This window comes from Arthrobacter sp. D3-18 (genome assembly GCF_054408525.1).
In genome coordinates, this window is record NZ_CP096440.1 from 2,790,819 (window position 1) to 2,807,864 (window position 17,046).

General features: G+C 63.0%; 16 protein-coding genes. 9 read left to right on the forward strand and 7 right to left on the reverse strand.

Annotation, left to right across the window (positions count from 1 at the left end):
- Window positions 1–10: 10 nt before the first annotated feature.
- The 4 genes from scpB to M1D89_RS15050 all read right to left on the reverse strand — a co-directional run bounded on the left by scpB (window position 11) and on the right by M1D89_RS15050 (window position 4,124).
- Complete coding sequence (scpB, locus tag M1D89_RS15035; RefSeq protein WP_498644664.1) at window positions 11–676, reverse strand: SMC-Scp complex subunit ScpB; 666 nt, start codon at window positions 674–676, stop codon at window positions 11–13.
- A complete protein-coding gene (locus tag M1D89_RS15040) occupies window positions 660–1,619 on the reverse strand; it encodes a segregation and condensation protein A (RefSeq protein ID WP_498644665.1) in 960 nt (319 codons plus the stop codon). The genes scpB and M1D89_RS15040 overlap by 17 nt, the downstream gene beginning before the upstream one ends.
- A 6-nt stretch (window positions 1,620–1,625) precedes the next feature.
- Window positions 1,626–2,525, reverse strand: coding sequence for a ParA family protein (locus M1D89_RS15045; protein ID WP_011774377.1), 900 nt, complete (start codon window positions 2,523–2,525; stop codon window positions 1,626–1,628).
- A 252-nt stretch (window positions 2,526–2,777) separates the two neighbouring features.
- Window positions 2,778–4,124: a cation:dicarboxylate symporter family transporter gene (locus M1D89_RS15050; RefSeq protein ID WP_402937509.1), complete on the reverse strand. Its 1,347-nt coding sequence runs from the start codon at window positions 4,122–4,124 to the stop codon at window positions 2,778–2,780.
- A gap of 139 nt (window positions 4,125–4,263) precedes the next feature.
- Between M1D89_RS15050 and M1D89_RS15055 the strand changes: the two genes are divergently transcribed.
- The 8 genes from M1D89_RS15055 to M1D89_RS15090 all read left to right on the forward strand — a co-directional run bounded on the left by M1D89_RS15055 (window position 4,264) and on the right by M1D89_RS15090 (window position 13,932).
- A complete protein-coding gene (locus M1D89_RS15055) occupies window positions 4,264–5,910 on the forward strand; it encodes a sensor histidine kinase (protein WP_498644666.1) in 1,647 nt (548 codons plus the stop codon).
- Window positions 5,907–6,620, forward strand: coding sequence for a response regulator (locus tag M1D89_RS15060; protein WP_091466581.1), 714 nt, complete (start codon window positions 5,907–5,909; stop codon window positions 6,618–6,620). Before M1D89_RS15055 ends, M1D89_RS15060 begins: the two co-directional genes overlap by 4 nt.
- Window positions 6,621–6,677: 57 nt before the next feature.
- Window positions 6,678–8,333 carry a LuxR C-terminal-related transcriptional regulator gene (locus tag M1D89_RS15065; RefSeq protein WP_498644667.1) on the forward strand — a complete coding sequence of 552 codons (1,656 nt, stop codon included), beginning with the start codon at window positions 6,678–6,680 and terminating at the stop codon, window positions 8,331–8,333.
- Window positions 8,334–8,467: 134 nt separating this feature from the next.
- The gene (locus M1D89_RS15070) at window positions 8,468–9,553 is read left to right on the forward strand and encodes a class I SAM-dependent methyltransferase (protein WP_498644668.1); all 1,086 of its coding nucleotides are present in this window, start codon (window positions 8,468–8,470) and stop codon (window positions 9,551–9,553) included.
- 69 nt (window positions 9,554–9,622) lie between these two features.
- Entirely contained in the window at window positions 9,623–10,279 is a 657-nt protein-coding gene (locus M1D89_RS15075) for a GntR family transcriptional regulator (RefSeq protein WP_498644669.1), read from the forward strand.
- Window positions 10,280–10,289: 10 nt separating this feature from the next.
- Window positions 10,290–11,810, forward strand: coding sequence for an MmgE/PrpD family protein (locus M1D89_RS15080; RefSeq protein ID WP_498644671.1), 1,521 nt, complete (start codon window positions 10,290–10,292; stop codon window positions 11,808–11,810).
- On the forward strand, window positions 11,811–12,716 hold the full coding sequence (gene prpB, locus M1D89_RS15085) for a methylisocitrate lyase (protein ID WP_498644673.1): 906 nt from the start codon (window positions 11,811–11,813) through the stop codon (window positions 12,714–12,716). It abuts the gene before it with no gap.
- Between the two features lie 76 nt (window positions 12,717–12,792).
- Complete coding sequence (locus M1D89_RS15090; protein WP_498644675.1) at window positions 12,793–13,932, forward strand: bifunctional 2-methylcitrate synthase/citrate synthase; 1,140 nt, start codon at window positions 12,793–12,795, stop codon at window positions 13,930–13,932.
- Window positions 13,933–14,038: 106 nt separating this feature from the next.
- Here M1D89_RS15090 and M1D89_RS15095 read toward each other — a convergent pair whose 3' ends face one another.
- The gene (locus tag M1D89_RS15095) at window positions 14,039–14,536 is read right to left on the reverse strand and encodes an 8-oxo-dGTP diphosphatase (RefSeq protein ID WP_498644677.1); all 498 of its coding nucleotides are present in this window, start codon (window positions 14,534–14,536) and stop codon (window positions 14,039–14,041) included.
- Window positions 14,537–14,592: 56 nt separating this feature from the next.
- On the opposite strand from M1D89_RS15095, the gene M1D89_RS15100 reads away from it, so the two are divergent.
- Window positions 14,593–15,351, forward strand: coding sequence for a hypothetical protein (locus M1D89_RS15100; protein WP_498644679.1), 759 nt, complete (start codon window positions 14,593–14,595; stop codon window positions 15,349–15,351).
- Window positions 15,352–15,411: 60 nt separating this feature from the next.
- Here M1D89_RS15100 and xerD read toward each other — a convergent pair whose 3' ends face one another.
- Both xerD and M1D89_RS15110 read right to left on the reverse strand, forming a co-directional pair.
- Window positions 15,412–16,371, reverse strand: a complete 960-nt coding sequence (xerD, locus tag M1D89_RS15105; protein WP_498650962.1) for a site-specific tyrosine recombinase XerD — start codon at window positions 16,369–16,371, stop codon at window positions 15,412–15,414.
- A 2-nt stretch (window positions 16,372–16,373) separates the two neighbouring features.
- Window positions 16,374–17,036 (reverse strand): NUDIX domain-containing protein, encoded by a 663-nt coding sequence (locus M1D89_RS15110; protein WP_402937538.1) that lies wholly within the window; start codon window positions 17,034–17,036, stop codon window positions 16,374–16,376.
- Window positions 17,037–17,046: the final 10 nt, after the last annotated feature.

Here is a 17,046-nt window from a genome sequence, read left to right on the forward strand (position 1 = left end):
TGGGCCGTGGCTACATCCGGCTTGCGTCGTAATACTCGTCGATCCCTTCCAAACCCGGCAGGTGCGGCGAGAGCTGTGGCAGTTCAGCCACGGAGCCGATGCCCATCCGTTCCAGGAAGTACGAGGTTGTCCGGTAAAGGACAGCTCCCGATTCGGGATCGTTTCCGGAATCCTCGATCAAACCCCTCTGGGTAAGCGTCCGGACTACGGAATCGACGTTGACGCCGCGAATGGCAGACACCCGGGCCCTTGAGACCGGTTGCCGGTAAGCAATCACCGCCAGGGTCTCAAGCGCTGCCTGAGTAAGCCTGGTGGTCTGCCCCTCGAGGACGAACCTGCCCACGATGTCAGCAAATTCCGACCGTGAATAGATCCGCCACCCACCGGCGACGTTCCGCAATTCAAAACCCCGGGGTGCAGTACTGGCAGCGGCAAAGCCGACAGCATCCACGTCCGGGGCTTTAACAGTATAGCCGCTATACTCCCGCTGCAGGTCCTGCAGCAAATCCTCGACGACGGCGACCGTCACGTTGAGTCCGGCAGCCAGCTCTTCCGAGGTGGCCGGCTCATCAATGACCATAAGGACCGCCTCCAACGCTGCCCGCCCACCGCCGGGCAGGGCTTCCAGTTCAGCCAAGCCGTCCTCGACTGCTTCCTGCTCACTCACTGGTGCCATCCCCGCTTCGATCTGCTTCTGTTCCTGATTCGTACTCCTCGCTCAGGCTGGAACTGTCCCAGCCGGCGTCATCACCTGTCCACCGAACCGTCAGCTCAGCGAACGGCCCGGGCTGTTCGAACGCGACCACGCGGTCCCGGAACATCTCCAGCAACGCCAGAAAACGTGCCACCACCACCAAAGTAGTTTCGGCGTCGGCAATCAGCGCCTGGAAGGACAGCGGCGCGCCCAGCTTCAAGCGGTAGCCCATGATTTCGGCTTGTTCCTTGACGCTCACCGGCGGAGCATGGAGATGGTCCAAGCCCACCTCGGCAGGAGAGGAATCCCTGGGTTTCAGTGCTTTGGCGGCAAGTTCCGCGAACTGCTCCGGCGTGTGCCGCCATACGAGCTCTGGAAGCAGCGCGGCGAAATGCCCTTCCAACGCAACCTGCCGCGGGTACCTACGGCCTTCCTGTTCCAGTGTCCCGCCGAGGATCCCGGCGATCTGCTTGAAAGCCTTGTACTGGAGCAGACGGGCGAACAGCAGGTCCCTCGCCTCCAGGAGAGCAATGTCCTCAGCGTCCTCCACCTCACCGGCAGGCAGGAGGCGCGCCGCCTTCAAATCCAGCAGCGTTGCAGCTATCACCAGGAACTCGCTGGCTTCATCCAGCGCCCAGTCCTCCCCCAACTGCTGAAGGCGTTTGATGTACTTGATGAATTCATCGGTGACCGTGGCCAACGCCACCTCGGTGATATCCAGCTTGTGCTTGGAAATGAGGCCGAGCAAAAGATCAAAGGGGCCCGTGAAGTTAGCGAGCCGTACCTCAAAGCCGGCCTTACGGGCTTCGGAGGGTCCGGCGTCGGGCGTATCCGCTTGAGCAGGCGTATCCGTTTGAGCAGGCACTTCCGTTTGAGCAGGCGAGGCCAGGTCCGCTTCAGCGGTGGGGGCGATTGACGGTCCCACCGTCCGCTAGGGCGCGCCGCCGCGCGAAATCAGTTCCTTGGCAAGACGGCGGTAAGCGTCGGCGCCGATGTGGTTTCCGGCGTAGCTGGTGATGGGTTCCGCGGCCACGGTGGCATCTGCAAACTTGATGGAACGCTTGATGACCGTCTCGAAGACCTTGTCCCCGAATGCCTCCACCAGGCGCGAGATGACTTCGCGGCTGTGCAGGGTGCGGGCGTCGTACATGGTGGCCAGGACGCCGTCCACCTGCAGGCGCGGGTTGAGGCGGTCCTGTACTTTCTCGATGGTTTCCACCAGGAGTGCGACGGCGCGCAAGGCGAAGAATTCACAGATCAGCGGGATGATGACGCCGTGGGCTGCAGTTAACGCGTTTACTGTCAGCAGGCCCAACGACGGCTGGCAGTCGATCAGTACGACGTCGTAATCGTCCTCAACGCTCTTAAGCGCGCGGTCCAGGACCTGCTCGCGGGCTACCTCGTTGACGAGCTGGACTTCGGCAGCGGATAGATCAATGTTGGCGGGCAAGAGGTCAACACCCTCAACACCGGTCTGCTGGATGGCATCACGGATGTTTACTTTGCGGTCCATCAGCACGTTGTAGACGGTGAGGTCGAGCTCGTGCGGGTTTGCCCCGAGGCCGGCGGAAAGCGCCCCTTGGGGGTCAAAGTCCACCAACAGGACACGCCGGCCGTACTCTGCGAGCGCAGCCGCCAGGTTGATCGTGGAGGTGGTTTTACCCACCCCACCCTTTTGATTGACCATGGCAATGACTCTCGCCGGTCCGTGGGAGGCCAGTGGAGCGGGTTCCGGGAATTCGCGGTGAGGACGGCCCGTGGGCCCCATGATGGCGTCTTCCAGATCGAGCTCGGTGCCTTCCAGCGTAGCTGTTCCCCGTTCGATGCTCACGTATCTAACCACTCTTTCGACGACGATCTTCCCTGCCGCTGCGCCCCCGGCGACAGCGCTGCTACCCCTTTAGGCTACAGCGCCCGACACGGTTATTCGGGGAACTTGACATTGGCCGATTCCTGAGCCTTGACCCTCTGGTTGAGGTCGAAGGTTACCCGGACTGGTGCGTGCCTCTAAGGGAACAGCGAAGGCCGGCACCTGGTGGGGTGCCGGCCTTCGCGTTACCGTACTGCGTCGGAGCTGGTCCTGTTAGACCGTGGCCTTTTCGCGGTTTTCTACTTCGGGTGCAGCCTCCTCTTCGCCGCCGTGGGCGATCATGGTCTGCTCATCGAAGGGCTCGCTGCCGGAGAGGACGCGCTCTACCTGGCCGTTGTCGATTTCCTTCACCCAGGTGCCGATGAGGACTGTGGCAACTGCGTTGCCGGTGAAGTTGGTCAATGCACGAGCCTCGGACATGAAGCGGTCGATTCCAACGATCATGCCCACGCCGCCCAGGAGTTCCGGCTTGTGTGCCTGGAGGCCGGCGGCAAGGGTGGCAAGTCCGGCACCCGTAACGCCTGCAGCGCCCTTGGAAGCGATGATCATGAAGACCAGCAGGGAGATCTGGGCGCCGAGATCCAACGGTGTGCCCATGGCGTTGGCTACGAACAGCGATGCCATGGTCAGGTAGATCGCCGTGCCGTCGAGGTTGAAGGAGTAGCCCGTGGGAACGGTGACGCCAACAACCGGCTTGGAGACGCCCAGGTGCTCCATCTTGGCGATCAGGCGCGGCAGGGCTGCCTCGGAGGAAGAGGTGGAGAAGATCAGGAGGTACTCGCGGGCCAAGTACTTCATGAGCTTGAAGATGTTCACGCCAGCCACTGCGCGGAGCAGCGTGCCGAGGATGACCACGATGAACAGGGCGCAGGTTACGTAGAAGGCAAGCATCAGGGTGAACATGCTGAGGATCGCCTGGGCGCCGGTGGCACCAACGACGGCGGCGATGGCGCCGAACGCTCCAACCGGGGCCAGCCACATGATCATGATGAGGATGCGGAATACGAGGCGCTGTCCGTGTCCGATGGCGGTGAGGATGGGCGCACCCTGCTTCCCCATCTTCTGGAGTGCGAAACCAACCAGGATGGCAGCCAGAAGGGTGGGCAGGACCGGGATGTCACCGGGGATAATTCCCAGGAGGAAGTCCACCGTGCTGTTGGTATCGGCCTTCTTGGTGGGATCGTACGGGGTCAACTTGAGACCCTCGCCCGGGTGGATCAGGTTGCCAACCACCAAGCCGATGGCGAGGGCAAACGTGGACATTGCCACGAAGTAGCCCAGTGCAAGTCCCCCGACCTTGCCAACTGTTGCGGCTTTGGCAATGGAGCCGATACCCAGGACGATGGTGCAGAAGATGACCGGGGCAATCATCATCTTGATGAGCTTGATAAAGCCGTCACCGAGTGGCTTGAGGGACTTGCCAACCTCGGGGAACATCAGGCCGACCACGGCGCCGAGCACTACGGCCAGGATGACCGCGATGTACAGGTAATGCGACTTGTCGAGCCCCTTGCGTCCACCTTTGGCGGCTACTGCCGACTCTCCTCGTTGAGAGGTCATGGGATTCTCCTTCTGGATACTGTGTAAGGCGCTGCGGTCCTGCACTGATGTCCAATCCGCTGCCCTTGTGTGATATCCATCATTGAGCCGCTGGTGACACACATCACCGTTGCGGTCATATTGGTCATGGGAGGCCCACGTGTTTCACAGCTGGAGCATCGCCCGCCGCTTGTTCGTGGCGAACCTGTTGTTCGTCCTGGTGCTGACGGCGGTCTTCGGTGCGTTCTCCGTGGTGGAAGCCAGGGACAGGGCTTACGACGAAGCCGGCGGAAGGATGCGGGCGATCGCCACGTCCCTGGCCAACAATCCCCTTGTTCTGGAGGCCTCTTCAACGGCTGATCCCTCAGCCGTCCTCCAGCCCTATGCGCGGGAAGTCATGGACGACGCCGATGCTGATTTCATCACCATCATGGCCCCGGACAGGACACGCTGGACCCACCCCCGCACAGAGGAACTGGGCAAGCCCTACATCGGGACCATTGAACCGGCCCTCGGCGGTGAAACCTTCACCGAAGTTACTGCAGGAACCCTGGGTCCCTCGGTCCGAACCATCGCTCCCGTCAAGGACGCCGGCGGAAGTGTCAAAGCCCTGGTGGCTGCCGGCATCACGGTCCGCACCGTGGACACCGACGTTGCCGAAAGGCTGGGAGTGATTGGCGGAATTGCCTTGGTGGTGTTGGTCTTCGGTTCCTTCGCGTCGTGGCTGCTTGGACGCTACCTTCGATCAGTTACCCGCGGCTGGGGGCCCGAGCAACTTGCACAGCTGTTCGCGTACTACGAGTCCGTCCTCCACTCCGTCCGCGAAGGCGTGATCCTGATCGACACGCGCGGCAAGGCGGTCATGTACAACGACCAAGCTGCAGAGCTTCTGGGCCTGGAGCCGTCCGACGCCGACCGGTCCCCTGATGACGCCCCGAAACTCACCGATCTTCCGTTCGATGGCAGCCTGCGGGCGCTGTTCGAATCGGGTAGGCCCGCACATGACGAAATCCACCTGACCGGTTCCCGGATACTGGTGGTCAACCAGGCCCCGGCAGTAGGGCCGGTGCCTGAGCGGAGCCGACAGAAACCCGCCATCTACGGCACAGTGGCCACTATCCGCGACCGTACCGAGATCGAGTCCCTGGGCACGGAGCTCCAGACGATGAAGACCCTCTCCGATGCCCTGCGCGCCCAGACACATGAGCATGCAAACCGGCTTCATATGATCGTCTCCCTGCTGGAGTTGGGTCGCACGCCCCAGGCCTTGGACTTTGCCACCAAGGACCTTGAACTCAGCCAGCAACTCACCGATGACATGGTGGCTTCCGTTGACGAGCCCGTCATGAGCGCCTTGGTGATGGGCAAGGCGGCGGAAGCCCACGAACGCGGGGTGGAATTGGTGGTCCGGACCTCAGGGAGCTCCGGCGTGCGTGGCCTGGAGATCCAGGACCTGGTGACCATTCTCGGGAACCTCCTGGACAACGCGATTGACGCTGCAGCTGCCGGCGACTTTCCCCGGAAGGTGGAGCTGGACGTGGAAGCCGGACCTGCCGCCGTCGAATTTACGGTGCGGGACTCCGGCGGCGGCATCAATCCGGACTCCATCGATGACGTCCTGCAGTACGGCTTCAGCACGAAAACCCCGGAAGGAAATGCGGGCGGCGCCCATGGCCGGGGCGTTGGCCTGGCCTTGGTGCGTCAGGCTGTGGAGCGGCTCAACGGTACTATGACCATCAGCAATCCCGGCGGAGCACAGTTCCATGTCCTGCTCCCCGCGCCGGTTCCCGAGGAAGAGAAGGCATGACAGAGATCCGCGTCCTGGTGGTGGAGGACGAGCCCATAGCCTCGGACGCCCACTCTGTCTACATTGGCCGCCTGGACGGCTTCACCTTGGTGGGGACGGCACCCGATGGCCAGTCGGCCCTGCGCATCCTGGGCGAATTTGCGGCGTCCGGCTCCCCTGTGGACCTCGTCCTGCTGGACATGAACCTCCCTGACCTTCACGGCCTGGACGTCGCCCGGCGAATGCGTTCCGCGGGAGTCTTCGCCGACATCATCGCCATCACTGCCGTCCGTGAATTGAACATCGTCCGCAGCGCCGTGTCCATCGGCGTCGTGCAATACCTCATCAAGCCCTTCACGTACGCCACTTTTGCCGACAAGCTCAGCAGCTACCGGACCTTCCGCGAACAGTTGGCGGGCTCGATGTCCGGCATTTCCAAAGCAGGGGCCTCGCAGAGTGACGTTGACCAGGCGTTCGCGAGTCTTCGGGCACCCACGGAACTGCCGCTGCCGAAGGGGCTCTCCGGCTCAACGCTGGAGTCAGTGAAAGACCTGGTGAGGGCGGGGCAGCGGCCGGTGTCCGCAAGTGAGGTCATGGATGCGCTGGGGATGTCCCGAGTGACCGCCCGCCGCTATCTGGAATACCTTGCCGACGCCGGGACGGTCACCCGGGCGCCCCGATACGGCACCCCTGGCCGGCCGGAGAACGAGTACGGCTGGAACCGGGCCTAGGGGTCCTCCCGTTCCCTGCGCCTCCGCAGTAAGCTGGTGGCGACCCATGGAGAGTCCATGTCCGCACAGCAGCCGCTCCGACAACCGGAATCACCAGCGCAACCGCAGCTGATGGAAGCCCACGAGGCGTTTGCCCGTGGGGACTGGGATGCTGCGCGTCGGACCATGGAAAGTGCCGCCGAAGAATCACGGCTGAGCCTGGCGGACGTGGAAATCCTGGCGCGCTCCAAATGGTGGCTCGGCGACGTTCAGGGTTCCATGGCACTCTCCGAGGAAGTATTTCGCGGATTGGTCGCCGGTAAACAGTTTCAATCCGCCGCTAAGGCTGCGCTGACCTTGTCCTTACAGTGGGGTGTCCGCGGGAACATCGCTGTGTCATCGGCATGGCTGAACCGGGCGCGGCGACTCTTGGACGGGCTTCCCGAGTCTCCGGAACACGGATATCTGCTGTATCTGGAGGGCAACGACGCAATCTATCTCGAAGGTGATGCGGACGCTGCTTTTGCTGCTTCCCTCCAACTGGCCGCCATGAATCGTAGACAGAAAGCTCCCGAGCTGGAGAGTTTTGCGTTCATGTTGTCGGGTCTCGCCGCTGTCCGGAGAGGCCAGGCAGCTCGCGGCTTCGAGGACCTGGATCAAGCACTGCTTCCCGTGATGGCCGGCCAGGTATCGGCGGAGTGGGGTGGCGATATCTACTGCTCCGTCATCCACCTCTGCTACGAACTGGCCGACTACTCGCGCATGAGGTGGTGGACTGACGCTTTGGCCGCGTGGTGCGCCAGCCTGTCCACTTCCTTCATGTACTCGGGGATCGTCCGGGTCCACGAACTGCAGTTGATCAGTGCCGAAGGTGGCTGGAAGCAGGCGGAGGAAGAGCTGGCGCAGCTCGGCGAGCGCCTTCGGAATGCCCATGCTTGGATCGCGGCCGACTGTTTCTACGAACTGGGCGACATTCGCCGACGGCAGGGAAACAGGTCCGGCGCCGCGGCCGCGTTTGCCAGGGCGCGTGGACTGGGCGTTGATGCCCAGCCCGGCTCGGCCTTGCTGCTCGCTGATGCCGGAAAGGACGAGGAAGCGCTCACGGATCTCCGCGCCGCGTTGGCAGACCGTGGGCGCCTTGGACGTGCCTGGTTGCTGCTGCCGCTCGTGGAGTTGCTTGCACCCCGGGACGCTGGCAGTGCTGAGGTGTATTGCAGCGAGCTGGAAGGAACTGCTGCTTACTACGGAACAGCGGGATTGATTGCCTGGGCACATCACGCCAGGGGTACTGTGTTGATGGCCCAAGGACGCTGGATCCAGTCGCTGCCCGAGTTCGAAGCGGCAGCACAGGGCTACCGTTCCCAGCATTTACGCTTTGAGCTGGCACGAATCCATGAGCGGATATCGTCAGTCCGGGCGGCGCTGGGCGAGACCGGGCCGGCCGACGCGGAACGCGCCACCGCTGCCGCCATCCGTACGCAGCTTGGAGCTGCACCGTTTTCCTTGCCGAATGTTGATCACGCCTTGGATGGGCTGACGGCCAGGGAAATGGAAGTATTGGGCTGCGTGCTGTCCGGCTCGAGCAACAGGCATATAGCTCAGACCCTCACCATCTCGGAGAAAACAGCCAGCCGTCACCTGGCGAACATCTTCACTAAGATCGGCGTCAACTCCAGGACCGCTGCGGCCGCTTGGGCGCGTCATCACGGAATAGCAGAGCACCCCCGGACTTGAGCCTGCATGTTTTGACCCATAGTGCGCCAAAAGATGCAGGTTTTCGCGGACGCGCTGGAAGGCTCCGCGGCCATACCTTGAAGTTACGGACGACGGGCCGGGCAGGACGACCCCCGCATCATCAAGGACCAGCGATGAACAGCACCCAGGCCGGGCAACAGGAAGCGTCCACGTCGGCGGAAGACGTCCAACAGGCCACTGGCCGATTGATCGGAATCCTCAACGATTCTTCCATCGCCCTCTTGGTGGTGGTAGGCCATCAGACTGGCCTTTTCGAGACGTTGTCGACCCTCCCTCCAGCTCCTGGCAGCCTTATTGCGGATGCGTCAGGCCTCAATGAGCGCTACGTCAGGGAATGGTTGGGTGGCATGACCTCGGCCGGATTCGTGGACTACCAACCGGACAGCGGAGCGTATCTCCTGCGCCCGGAATTCGTTCCTGTCGTAACAGGTTCAGGTACCGAAAATCTCGCGCGGACACTGCAGTACGCGCCACTTATGGGCGAGGTGACCCCGAAGATCGTCCATGCGTTCCGGACAGGCGGCGGAACAAGCTACGAGGATTATCCCCGGTTCCATCACATCATGGCCTCGGAAAGCGCTGCAGTGAACGATGCATCACTCGTGGAGACCATCCTTCCCCTGACAGATTGCGTGGAGGCACTGCGCAGCGGTATCTCCGTCGCTGACATCGGATGCGGCGAGGGCCATGCCCTGAACCTGCTGGGGGCCGCTTTCCCTGCCAGCACTTTTACCGGCTATGACTTCTCTGCCGAGGCATTGACAACCGCCGCCGCCGAGGCCTCGGCCTTGGCACTTTCGAATGTCCGATTCGAGCTCCAGGATGTGAGCCGTCTGGACACCGCCGAGGCGTTCGACTTGGTGACAGCGTTTGACGCTATCCACGATCAGGCCCACCCAGCTGAGGTGTTGAAGAACATCCGTGCTGCACTCAAGCCCGGCGGCACCTTCCTGATGGTGGACATCAATGCTTCAAGCCGGCTGGAGGAGAACTTGGAGCTCCCGTGGGCGGCCTTCCTGTACACCATTTCTACATTCCACTGCATGGCTGTTTCTTTGGGGCAAGGCGGCGATGGCCTGGGAACGGTATGGGGAAAGGAGCGGGCCACGGACATGCTTCGTGAAGCAGGTTTCCGGACCGTGGAGGTGAAGGAAGTGGAGCAGGATCCGTTTAATGCGTACTTCATCGCTCGCGTTTGAATGTATACATAGCGGGAGACTTGTCCCCAGTTAGTGCCATTTTTTCCGATTCATGTATACACTGAAGGAATGCGCGCCAGTGATCGGGCCTATTCGGCCCTACGGGAAGACATCATCGAATGGCGCCTTCGGCCGGGTACCGTCCTCGCGGAAGTGGAGCAGTCCGAACGGCTCGGGGTGTCCCGGACGCCCGTCCGGGAGGCGCTGAGCCGGCTCACCGCTGAGGGATTGACGACGGCGGCAGGCGGCCGCGGCGTCGTCGTCACCGATATCTCCCTGGACAGCATCGACGAACTGTTCGAACTGCGCGAAACCCTTGAGGTCAGGGCCGCCGCCTTGGCTGCCCAGCGCGGGGAACCGGGAATCTTCGCCGAGTTGCACGGACAACTGCTATTGGCCCCTGAACTGCTTCGGGACGACGATCCCGCGCGTCACGAGTACTACGCCTTGGTGAGCCGCCTTGATGACGCCATCGATGCCGCGGTCTCCAACTCCTACCTGGCCAATGCCATGCGCAGCCTGCGCGTCCATCTGGTCCGGGTCCGCCGCCTGGCCGCCGACGACGCAGCCCGGCTCCACGCAGCCGCTGCCGAGCACGCCGCGATTGCCGAGGCCATCGCCGCGGGCAACCCGAGGCTGGCCGAGGCGGCCACCACGGTCCATCTGCACCGCAGCCTCACCCACGTCAAAGCCACCCACGCTACTGCCCTGAAACACCCTGCCTAGAAGGAGCACCATGGTTAAGAACCATCACGTCCGCGTCTACAAGAGCGAAGAGAACCTGCCCCGCGAGGAGCAGTTGGCGCACAAGATCGCCGTGGTCGCCGCCGACCCCGTCGAAGTGACGCCTGAGGTCACCGACATGGTGATCAACCGGATCATCGATAACGCCTCGGTGGCCATCGCCTCGCTGAACCGGGCACCCATTGTCGCAGCCCGTGCGCAGGCACTGACCCACGCGCGGTCAGCCAACGGCAAGGGCGCCCGCGTGTTCGGCATCGAAGATCAGGTCTCCCCCGAGTGGGCTGCCTGGGCCAACGGCGTGGCCGTCCGCGAACTGGACTACCACGACACTTTCTTGGCCGCGGACTACTCCCACCCCGGAGATAACATTCCGCCGATCCTGGCCGTCGCCCAACACGTGGGCTCCAACGGCGCCGACCTGGTCCGTGCCATCGCCACCGGCTACGAAATCCAAGTCAACCTGGTCAAGGCCATCTGCCTGCACAAGCACAAGATCGACCACGTCGCCCACCTCGGCCCCTCCGCCGCCGCCGGCATCGGCACCCTTCTTGGCCTCGACGTTGAGACGATCTTCCAGTCCGTGGGCCAGGCCCTGCACACCACCACCGCCACCCGGCAGTCCCGCAAGGGCGAAATCTCCACCTGGAAGGCCCACGCCCCGGCCTTCGCAGGCAAAATGGCCGTCGAAGCCGTGGACCGTTCCATGCGTGGACAGACCTCCCCGGTGCCGATCTACGAAGGCGAAGACGGCGTGATCGCCTGGATGCTGGACGGCCCGGAAGCCTCCTACGAGGTCCCCTTGCCGCTGCCCGGTGAAGCCAAGCGCGCCATCCTGGACACCTACACCAAGGAACACTCCGCCGAGTACCAGGCCCAGGCCTGGATCGACCTCGCCCGCAAACTCCACAAAGAGCACCCGGAAACCACGGACCCGGCCAACGTGGCCTCCGTGCTGATCAAGACCAGCCACCACACGCACTACGTGATCGGTTCCGGAGCTAACGACCCCCAGAAATACTCCCCCACCGCGTCCCGCGAAACCCTGGACCACTCCATCCCGTACATCTTCACCGTCGCCCTGCAGGACGGCGCCTGGCACCACGTGGATTCCTACGCCCCCGAACGCGCCGCACGTCCGGACACCGTGGAACTCTGGCACAAGGTCACCACCGTGGAAGACCCGGAATGGACCCGCCGCTACCACTCCCTGGACATCGCAGAGAAGGCCTTCGGCGGCACTGTGGAAATCACCCTCACCGACGGAACTGTGATTACCGACGAGATCGCGGTGGCGGACGCCCACCCGCTCGGTGCCCGGCCGTTCGCCCGCGAGCAATACATCAACAAGTTCCGCACCCTCGCTGCCGGACTCGTGGAGGAAGCCGAAATCGAAAGGTTCCTCGCCGCCGTCGAACGTGTCACCGAACTCGGTCCCGGCGAACTGGACCAACTGAACATCACCGCAGCACCCGGCGTGATCGACCTCAACAACGCGCCCAAGGGACTGTTCTAAATGCTGTACTCCAAAGTCACCCCCGAACAGAAGCGGGTGCGCCTGCGGGAGTTGCTGGCTTCCGGGACCGTGCAGCAGTTCCCGGGCGCGTTCAACCCGCTCTCGGCACGGCTGATCGAAGAGAAGGGCTTCGCCGGCGTCTACATCTCCGGCGCGGTCCTGGCCAACGACCTCGGCCTACCCGACATCGGCCTCACCACCCTGACGGAGGTGGCGACCCGCGCCGGGCAGATCGCCCGCATGACAGACCTGCCCTCCCTCGTGGACGCGGACACCGGCTTCGGTGAACCCATGAACGTGGCCCGCACCATCCAGGAACTCGAAAACGCCGGACTGGCCGGCTGCCACATCGAAGACCAGTTCAACCCCAAACGCTGCGGACACCTCGACGGCAAAAACGTCGTCGACATCGACACCGCCACCAAACGCATCCGCGCCGCAGCAGACGCACGCCGCGACCCGAACTTCCTCATCATGGCCCGCACAGACATCCGCGCCGTCGAAGGAATTCAGGCGGCCCAGGACCGCGCCAAAGCACTGGTAGACGCCGGCGCCGACGCGATCTTCCCGGAAGCAATGCGTGACCTGAGCGAATTCCAGGCCATCCGCGACGCAGTGGACGTGCCCATCCTGGCCAACATGACAGAGTTCGGCAAAAGCGAACTCTTCACCGTCGACCAACTTCAGGGCGTCGGGGTAAACATTGTCATCTACCCCGTCACCCTCCTCCGCATTGCCATGGGCGCTGCAGAGCGTACTCTGGAATCGATCAAGGCTGCGGGGACCCAAGAAGCGCAAGTGGAAAACATGCTCACGCGTGCGCGCCTCTATGAACTCGTCGACTACGAGGCATACAACCAATTCGATACCGGCGTTTTCAACTTCCAGGTTCCTGGCGTCCGCTAGGTTCCGGATTCATCAAGGGGAACGCAGGCACTCCGGAACCCCCGGGGCGCCTGCACTATGAACGAAGGAGTTCAGCATGGCTGCTGAAGACATCAAAAAGGGCCTTGCCGGCGTCGTGGTGGACTACACCGCCGTTTCGAAGGTCAACCCGGACACCAACTCGCTGCTGTACCGCGGGTACCCGGTCCAGGAACTCGCCGCCAAGTGCAGCTTCGAAGAAGTCGCCTACCTGCTGTGGAACGGCGAACTGCCGAGCGATGAAGAACTTGCAGAGTTCACGGCCAGGGAACGCGCAGGCCGGGCCCTGGACCCTGTGGTCAAGTCAGTGGTGGACGCCTTGCCCACCACGGCCCACCCCATGGACGTCTGCCGCACAGCAGCATCCGTGCACGGCGCCCGCCACGAACTGGCCGAGGACTCATCACCCGAGGCCAACATGAAGAAAGCCATAGACCTCTGGGCCGCCATGCCCGCCGTCGTGGCCTACGACCAGCGCCGCCGCCGTGGCCAAGAACCCGTAGAACCCCGCGAAGACCTGGACTACTCGGCCAACTTCCTCTGGATGACCTTCGGCGAAGAACAGGCCCCCGAAGTGGTGGAAGCCTTCAACGTCTCAATGATCCTGTACGCCGAGCACTCCTTCAACGCCTCCACCTTCACCGCCCGCGTGGTCACCTCCACGCTCTCGGACCTGCACTCAGCCGTGACCGCCGCAATCGGCGCCCTCAAAGGCCCGCTGCACGGCGGCGCCAACGAAGCCGTCATGCACACCTTCGACGAGATCGGCATCCGCAGCGAAGAATCCCTAGAGGAAGCCGCCACCCGTGCCAAGGCATGGATGGAAGACGCCCTGGCCCAAAAGAAGAAAGTCATGGGCTTCGGACACCGCGTCTACAAGCACGGCGACTCCCGCGTGCCCACCATGAAAGCCGCCCTGGACAAGATGATCGCCCACTACGGCCGGCCCGAACTCCTGGGGCTCTACAACGGGTTGGAGCAAGCCATGGACGAAGCCAAAGCCATCAAACCCAACCTCGACTACCCGGCCGGCCCCACGTACCACCTCATGGGATTCGACACTCAAACGTTCACCCCGCTGTTCGTCGCCAGCCGCATCACCGGCTGGACCGCCCACATCATGGAACAGGTCGCCTCCAACTCCCTCATCCGTCCGTTGAGCGAATACAACGGACCGGAAGAGCGGCACGTCCCCTGACGCATCCCGAAACATACGACGACGGGCCGGTCACCGAAAAGGTGACCGGCCCGTCGTCGTACATGCACCGATACTGCTATGGCTGGGCTTATCACGGCTGGGCTTGCTACCGCTGTGGATCCACCCAATCGATGGTGTGGACGTCGGCCACATTCTCGTTGTCTGCCGCCAAGGCCACCCTTACGGCGATGCGCTGGCCGGAAATCATTGCCGGCAGCCAGTGTTCCGCGTCAGCCCACATCCGCTCTACGGGAAGTCGCGCCACGGGGAACCAGGCAGGGGCAATCTCGTCGCTTTCCGATGGCTCCCCCTCCCACGCGCGGGTCAGGAACACCGTGGTGGCCATGTTCCACTCCGGCCTCGCAGGGAACACGAAATCAACTGTGCCCGCCGGAATCAGGTCTTTCGCGTGGACCACCACGTTGATCTCTTCCATGACCTCACGGCATGCAGCCTGTGAGGCGGTCTCCCCCAACTCGACATGCCCGCCGACACCCACCACCTTGCCCCGGCCGAAACCTGTCTTCTTGGTCCCGAGCAGGACGTGTTCGCCGTCCACGCCGTCGCGGAGGAGGAAGCACAAAGTCACATGGGCTGCAGTCATGCTGCCTACCTTAACCTGATCTCCCCTGCCGCTGCCGCCATTGCTACAGTGAGCCCATGAGTGAAGGTGGGGGCAGTGGGCGAGCCCAGGTGGCAGCGGTCGAAGGCGTTGGAGAACCGCCGCCCAAGGATGGTTCGGGTGCAGGAGAAGTAGTCCCCAAGACTAAACCTGAACGGGACGCCTGGTTGCCCCGCTGGCTCGTGGCACACCCGCTCTATGCGGGTTGGGCCTGGACGCTGGTTTGGGCAGGGCTGATCGTTTTGGACGAAGTGGTGGACCTGGCCGGATGGACCTGGTACCTGCTGGTCCTGGTGGCCGCACTACCCACCTTGATCTCTACGCTGGTGGTACTGCATGCCACGCCGCGAAGCCACCTCAGGGCGGTCGATGCAACCGTCCTGGGCCACTTCTTTGTCCGCTTCCTTGCATTGGTGGCAGCATTCATGGTTTGGGCGGCCTCAGTGGTGATGAGTGCCTCCATCTCCACCACCGTCCAGTCCGTGATCGGCGATTCCGAGAAGGAAGTCACGGCACTGGGTTTCAACCTCATGCTGGCAGCAGTTCCGCTGGTGCTCTCCATCCTGTGGATGGCGTTCATTGTGCGCTGTGCGTGGTTCCTGCGTCGGTTGCGGGGCTGGCGTCAGATACCACTGAAGACACGCGTACCGAAGAAGTTCCTCCGCGGACGCCCCCGGCTCAAGCGCGTGGTGGTAGGGCTGGCACACCCGGGGCTCTTGTTGGTAGCTGGCTTGGGGACTTCGCTACTGGCGCTGTTCGTCGACGCCGTGGAGCTGACGCTGAACGTGCTCGAGTAACCCTGGCACTATTCAAACGCGTTGGCTATTTGAGGGCCCTTAGCTGTCCGAGCGCCCTGGCTATCCGAGCGCCCTGGGATGCGCCGCTGCGTAGACCTCACGCAAAGTGTCTGCGGTGACCAGGGTATAGACCTGGGTGGTGGTCACGGACGCGTGCCCCAGCAGTTCCTGAACCACCCTGACGTCCGCCCCGCCCTCCAGGAGGTGGGTGGCGAAGGAATGGCGCAGTGTGTGTGGCGAAACATCTTTGGTGATATTCGCCTTCTCTGCGGCGGTCTTGAGGATGGTCCATGCACTCTGCCTGCTGATCCGGCCACCCCTGGCGTTGAGGAACAGCGCCGGGGAGCCTTTGCCCTTGGACGCCAGTAGAGGCCTGCCCCGGACAACATAGGCCCCGACGGCGCGGGCACCGTAAGAGCCCAAGGGCACCAAGCGTTCCTTGGAACCTTTGCCGAACAGCCGCACGATGGCAGGGTCAGTGCCAGTGTCTTCGAGGGAGACGTCATCGACGTCCAACCCCACCGCCTCGCTGATGCGGGCCCCCGTGGAGTATAGGAATTCAAGCAAGGCGCGGTCTCGCAGACCGGTCGCGCTATCCGACCCGGCAGCTTCCAGGATGCGCGTCACTTCGCCCACGCTGATGGCTTTTGGAAGTCGCTTGCCCGGCATGGGTGGGTGCACATCGCTGGCTGGGTCCGCCGTCGTGGTTCCTTCAAGTGCCCAAAACTTATGGAGGCCACGAACAGCTACCACTGTGCGTGCAGCAGAGCGAACCCCAAGGGCGGCGGCGCCGTCGGAACCGTCGGACAAGGCTTGCACAAAGGCCGTCACGTGATGCCGTGTGATGTTTCCTGGCTGATCCACGTCTTGGGTGGCAAGGAAGTTCGAATACCGGGCGAGGTCCCTGCGGTACGCGGACAACGTGTTTGCCGCTAAGCCACGTTCCACGCCGACGTGCTGCAGATAGTCGGTTATTGCACGGTCAACGCCATTGGCGGTACGAGTGGCGGCCTCGGCCATGCTCAGCGCTGGCTCGGGTGAGCCGGCCAAGGCGCATTGGCTGGACGAAGGCTGGTAAAGCCATCTGCTTTCGCGGCAGCGGCCGCAAGGATCCCCAGCACTGCCGACGGATTATGCAGCCGGCCTTCCAGCACGGCTTTTACGGCGTCGTCGAGCGGCACCCAGTGGAGTTCAATCTCTGCTTCTTCATCGGTGCGGACATGCCGGTCTGCCAAGGGAACGTCACTGAGGCCTCGAGCCAAGTAGATCCGGACTGCCTCGCTGGAGGAACCCGGCGAGTTGAAGAAGTCGACAAGGACATTCCAGGTAGCCGCAACCAGATCAGCTTCCTCCGCCAGCTCCCGGGCCGCGCCCACCACGAAGTCCTCGCCTTCGACGTCCAGCAGGCCGGCAGGAATCTCCCACAGATCCATGGCGACCGGATGCCGGTACTGCTTCAGCAACAGAATCTCACCATCCACGTTCATGGGCAGCACCGCTACTGCGCCGGGGTGGTCGATGTAGTCACGAACCAGGGTGTCCGTGCCGTCGCTGAGTTGAAACGAGTCGCTGACGACGTCCCAAATGCGGCCTTCGTATACCTTGCTGGTAGACAAAAGACGGCGCGGGCTCGGCATGTCCGAAACCTGCCTTGATGTGCGGGGGGTTTCAGAAATACCGGGCATCGCGCCGTCC